The sequence below is a fragment of the Pseudomonas sp. genome (assembly GCF_049590575.1).
GTDB lineage: Bacteria > Pseudomonadota > Gammaproteobacteria > Pseudomonadales > Pseudomonadaceae > Aquipseudomonas.
This window is the reverse complement of record NZ_JBAWDE010000360.1, coordinates 1-5337: the sequence shown is the minus strand read 5'-3', so window position 1 is coordinate 5337 and position 5337 is coordinate 1. Positions and strand designations below refer to the sequence as shown.

Sequence of the window (5337 nt, the reverse complement as noted above, 5' to 3'; positions counted from 1 at the left end):
CTCTTCGCGAGCAAGCCCGCTCCCACCTTTTTTCAATCTCAGTGGGTTTCAACACGCCACACGGCCTGCTTCACCTCAATCGCCTTGGGCAGCAAGCGGTTCTGATAAAACAGATCCGCCGTCGCCTGCTGCGCCTGGATGATCCTGTCGTCAATCGGCAGGATCGGCGACGGCGGGCGGTTATCCATGTAGCGTGCGATCACGTCGCCGGGCAGGCCCATGAAGCCCGTCAGCACGCGCAAACTGTCCTCACGCTGGCTACGGGTGAGGGCTTCGGCGGCGCTGAGTTCGTCGAGCAGCTCATGCACGAAAGCGCCATTCGCCTGGGCATATTCACGCCGCGCGGTATACACCGGCCCCGACAGCCCCAGGCCTTCGCCATTGGCCAGCACATGGCTGGGGCTCTGGCTCAGTGCGAGGGACGAGTAGGGCTCCCAGATCGCCCAGGCGTCGACGCTGCCTTGCTCGAACGCCGCGCGCGCATCGGCGGGCGGCAGGTACACCGGCTGGATATCCTTGTAGCTCAGGCCGGCTTTATTCAGCGCGCGCAGGATCAGGTTGTGCGAGCTGGAGCCTTTCTGGAACGCGACCTTTTTGCCTTTCAAGTCCGCCACCGAATGCAGGGGACTGTCATTGCGCACCAGGATGGTTTCGGCGCTGGGCTTGGGTGGTTCGGCGCCGATGTAGACCAGATCGGCCCCGGCGGCTTGGGCGAACAGCGGCGGGATATCACCGGTGGAGCCTACGTCCAGCGCGCCGACGTTGAGTGCTTCGAGCATCTGCGGACCAGCGGGGAATTCAACCCATTTCACTGCCGTCTGCGGGAAGCGCTTTTCCAGCAACCCATGTTCCTTGGCCAGCACCAGGGCAATCGAGCCTTTCTGGTAGCCGATGCGCAGGGTGGCGGGGTCGGCCGCCCAGGCAGCCTGAGTCAGCAGCAGCGTCAACAGCAGCGCCGGAATTTTCATGCGGGGACCTCCTTGAAACGATTTTCGGGGCGCGCCAAACCGAGATTTTCGCGCAAAGTCGAGCCGCTGTACTCGGTCCGGAACAGACCGCGCCGTTGCAGCTCGGGGACCACCCACTGGGCGAAATCTTCCAGGCCAGCGGGCAGGTGCGGCACCAGGATGTTGAAGCCATCCGCCGCGCCGTTTTCGAACCAGTTTTGCAGCGCGTCGGCGATCTGCGCAGGCGTGCCGATCAGGCTGTAATGCCCGCGACCTCCGGCGATGCGCCGGCCCAATTGCGCGAGTGTCAGCTGCTCGCGATCCGCCAGCTCACTGAGCAACTGCTGCCGGCTGCGCTGCCCGCTGTCGGTCAAGGGCAATGGCGGCAACGGCCCGTCCAGCGGGTAGCCGGACAGGTCGAAATTACCCAGCATGCGCCCCAGCAACGCCACGCCGACTTGCGGCTCGACCAGCGCCTGGAAAGCCTCGAATTTGTCCTGGGCCTCAGCCTCGGTTTGCCCGACCACCACAAACATCCCCGGCATGATTTTCAGCGCGTCCGGCTTACGCCCATAGCGCCCCAGCCGCCCTTTGAGGTCGGCATAAAACGCCTGGGCATCGGCCAGTGAAGTCTGCGCGGTAAACACCACCTCGGCGGTTTGCGCGGCCAATGCTCGGCCCGCCTCGGAAGAGCCGGCCTGCACGATCACCGGCTGGCCCTGGGGCGAGCGCGCCACATTCAGCGGGCCCTTGACCCGGAAGTGTTCACCGACGTGATCCAGCACATGCCGTTTCGCCGGGTCGTAATACCTGCCACCGGCCTTGTCGCGCACAAAAGCATCGTCGTCCCAGCTGTCCCACAGGCCGGTCACCACCTGATGAAATTCCCTGGCGCGGCTGTAGCGTTCGCCATGGCCGAGGTGTTCGTCGCGGCCGAAATTCTGCGCTTCGGCGGCGTTGTCCGAGGTCACCAGGTTCCAGCCCGCGCGGCCGCCCGAGAGGTGATCCAGCGAGGCGAATTTACGCGCCACATGGTACGGCTCGTTGTAGCTGGTGGTCGCCGTGGCGATCAGGCCGATGTGCTCGGTCACCGCACTCAGCGCCGAGAGCAAGGTCAGCGGCTCGAAATGGTCCGAGCGCGCCATCTGGCTGGCGATCTCGCCGGTGGCGGCGGCGATGCTGTCGGCCACGAACAGCGCATCGAACTTCGCCGCTTCGGCCACTCGCGCCAGGTGTTTGTACTGGTTGAAATCCAGCCCGGCGTCGGCCGGCACGTCCGGGTGGCGCCAGGCGGCGACGTGGTGCCCGGTGGCCATCAGGAAGGCGCCGAGTTTCAGTTGACGGCTCATGTTCAGAAATCCTTGCGCAGTTGCACGCCGAAGTAACGTTCATCGTCACGGGGCACGGCGCGGTAGATGTAATTGCCGCCGCTGGCGAGCATCGGCGAGTAGGACTTGTCGGCGAGGTTCTTCGCCAGCAGCGCCACGCGCCAGCCGTTGGTGTAGTCGGCCAGGGCCACGCTGGCGTTCCAGATGCCGTAGGCGCCTTGCTTGGTATCCACGTTCTGGCTGATGTCGTACTGCACTTCGCTCTGCCAGCTGTAGTCGGTGCCCAGCTCGACATCCAGACCGTTATCCAGCGGGATGCTGTAGTCGGCGCGCACGTAGCTTTTCCAATCCGGGCTGTACGGCAGTGGCTTACCGTTGACGTTGCAGGTTGCCGCAGCACCGGCCGGGCAGGCGAACTCATCGATGCGCGCGCGGGTGTAGGCGAGGGCGCCGGACAGCTTGAGTTGCTGGGTGGCCTGCAAGGCGTAATCCAGCTCGACGCCCTCGGTGCTGACGCTGCCGGCGTTGATCAAGCGGGTGACCACCTGGCCGGCGACGCTGTCGAAAAAATTCGCCTGGTAGTTGTCGTAGTCGCTGTGGAATACCGCCAGGTTGGTGGTCAGGCGGTTGTTCCAGGCGGTGGCCTTGATCCCGGCTTCCCAGGTATTGGAGGTTTCCGGCTTGAGCGCGTCGGTGTCACGCGGCTGCATGTTGAAGAACACGTTGTAGGCCGGGCCCTTGTAGCCGCGCGAGTAGGTCAGGTAGCTGGTGACGCTGTCGCTGATGTCGTACTGCACGCCGAGTCGGCCGGACCAGCCGTCTTCATCCACCGAGCCGGAACTGGACGTGGCCGGTTGAATCCCGCTGACCGTGGTGGCCGAGGTCGACACGCGGCGGTGATCGTACTTCAGGTCGTCGTGGGTGTAGCGCAGGCCGGCGATCCCGCGAAAGCGCGAGGTGAAGTTCAGCGTGGTTTCGCCGAACGCCGCGTAACTGTCGCTGGTGGTACTGTAGTCGGCGACGCCGCGGTCGCTGCGCGTGGTGGTCGTGAGGGTGCGCTGGTAGGTTTCCTCATCCTTGCCGTGCATGTAGAACAGGCCGCCGACGTACTCCAGGAATTCACCCTTGGGCGAGGCCAGGCGCAGTTCCTGGGAGTATTGGTCGAAGGCCAGATCGCCCTTGTCGGCGGTGCCAGGGAAGGCGGCCGTCACCGTGCCGAGGCGGTCGCCGTCCTGGTACTGGGTGTTGTCCCAGCCGCGCCAGGCGGTGATCGAGGTCAGGGTGTAGTCGCCGAGGTTCCAGTCCAGCTGCGCCGACAAACCCTTGTTGGTGTCTTCCACATAGCTGCGAGTGTCGGTGTTGATGTCGCGGTTGTCGCTGGACGGCCGCACCGGGTTCAGCGCATTGCTGAACCCCGGGCTCAGGGACTTGCTGACCACGCCGTTCGGCGCGTCGTCATGGGACTGCATGTAGTCGGCGATCAGGGTCAGTGTCACGTCGTCATTCGGGGTGAATTCCAGCTTGCCGCGAATGCCCTTGTGGTTGTAGCCGTTGACCTCCTGGCCATTGTGCTGGTTGTCGACGTTGCCGTCGTAGCTGCCGAACAGCGTGCTGATCGAGCCCTTGAGCACATCCGGCACCACGCTGCCGCCGATGCCGAAACGCGTGCGGCTTTCATTGCCGCTGTAGTAGGACTGGTCGATATAACCGTGGGTCTCGGCGGTGGGCGCCTTGCTGGTGATATTCAGCACGCCGGCCGAGGCATTTTTGCCGAACAGCGTGCCTTGCGGGCCGCGCAGCACTTCGATGCGTTCCAGGTCCAGCAGGTCGAGGGTGGCCTGGCCGGGGCGGGCGTAGACCACGCCGTCAATCACCGTGGCCACGGTCGGCTCGACGCCAGGCGAGGTGGAAATGGTGCCCACGCCACGCACGAACAGCGAAGTATCCTTGTTTGACGCGCCGGTGCGGAAGTTCAGCGACGGCACTTGCTGGGCGATGCTCGCCACGCCGTTGCGGTTGTCGCGTTCCAATTGCTCGCCGTCCAGAACGGAGACCGCCACCGGGACTTTTTGCAGCGATTCTTCGCGGCGGGTCGCGGTCACCGTCACCGCTTTGAGCGTGGTTTGCGGCTCATCGGCGGCAAAGGTCGGGACCACGGGAAGGGTGGTCAAACCGGCAAGGAGGAATAGGTGCGTGTGTTTGTACATGCTGTGTCCGCTCAAAATGAATGCCCTGAACCGCTGCGGTTCTTGCGACCGTCAGCGCCTGTGAAACTGTCTTGAGCATTCGCTCGAGCGAGTAGCAGACACTGCGCTTTGTTAGCGCTAACATCGATATTATTGGTAGGTCTGGTTTAGAGCGTCAAATACTAAAAAATTAGTCCTATATTCCTTTTTGGTTTGAACAGGATCCCCCCGTGAGCGAAGACAAACCGCGCAAACGCCGTGGCGCCGGGCGCGTTACCTTGAACACCGTGGCCCGCCAGGCCGGGGTCTCGGCAATCACCGTGTCGCGTTATTTCAATCAGCCGGAGCAGGTCTCGCCCGAACGCCGCGAGCGGATTGCCGAGGTGGTGGCCGAGCTGGGTTACGTGCCGAACCTGGTGGCTGGCGGGCTGGCCTCGGCGCGCGGCAGGATCGTGGCGATGGTGATCCCGAATATCTCGGGGCCGATCTTCGCCAATACCATCCAGGGGTTCAGCGACACCCTCAGCCGGCATGGGTACCAACTGTTGCTGGCGTCCAGTTATTTCAGCGCCGAGCAGGAAGAAAGCGCAGTGCGCGCCTTCCTCGGCTGGTCGCCGGCGGCCCTGGTGCTGACCAGCCGTTTTCACAGCGTGGGCACCGAAAAGATGATCGCCGACGCCGATATCCCGGTGGTAGAAACCTGGGACTACGTGCCCGAGCGTGAGCCGTTGCAGATCGGTTTTTCCCACTATGAAGTCGGAGTAACGGCCGCGCGCTACCTGCACGCCAAGGGCTACCGACGCATCGCCTTCGTGCAGAACAGCGCCGCCGGGGACCTGAGCGCACGCGAGCGTGGCGAGGGGTTTGCCGCAGCGC

At 63.9% G+C, this 5337-nt stretch carries 4 protein-coding genes; 1 reads left to right on the top strand and 3 read right to left on the bottom strand.

The annotated features are described in order from the left end of the window. Positions 1-38: 38 nt before the first annotated feature. From WBR57_RS24785 to WBR57_RS24775, 3 genes are read right to left on the bottom strand one after another with little or no spacing between them, the layout of a single operon-like run. Complete coding sequence (locus tag WBR57_RS24785; protein WP_424087524.1) at positions 39-968, bottom strand: sulfonate ABC transporter substrate-binding protein; 930 nt, start codon at positions 966-968, stop codon at positions 39-41. Further along, on the bottom strand, positions 965-2296 hold the full coding sequence (locus WBR57_RS24780) for an LLM class flavin-dependent oxidoreductase (protein ID WP_424087522.1): 1332 nt from the start codon (positions 2294-2296) through the stop codon (positions 965-967). The genes WBR57_RS24785 and WBR57_RS24780 overlap by 4 nt, the downstream gene beginning before the upstream one ends. Positions 2297-2298: 2 nt before the next feature. Then, a complete protein-coding gene (locus WBR57_RS24775; protein ID WP_424087520.1) occupies positions 2299-4482 on the bottom strand; it encodes a TonB-dependent receptor in 2184 nt (727 codons plus the stop codon). A 209-nt stretch (positions 4483-4691) separates the two neighbouring features. Between WBR57_RS24775 and WBR57_RS24770 the strand changes: the two genes are divergently transcribed. After that, positions 4692-5337, top strand: a 646-nt coding sequence (locus tag WBR57_RS24770) for a LacI family DNA-binding transcriptional regulator (RefSeq protein ID WP_424087518.1), incomplete at its 3' end; no start/stop codon positions are given.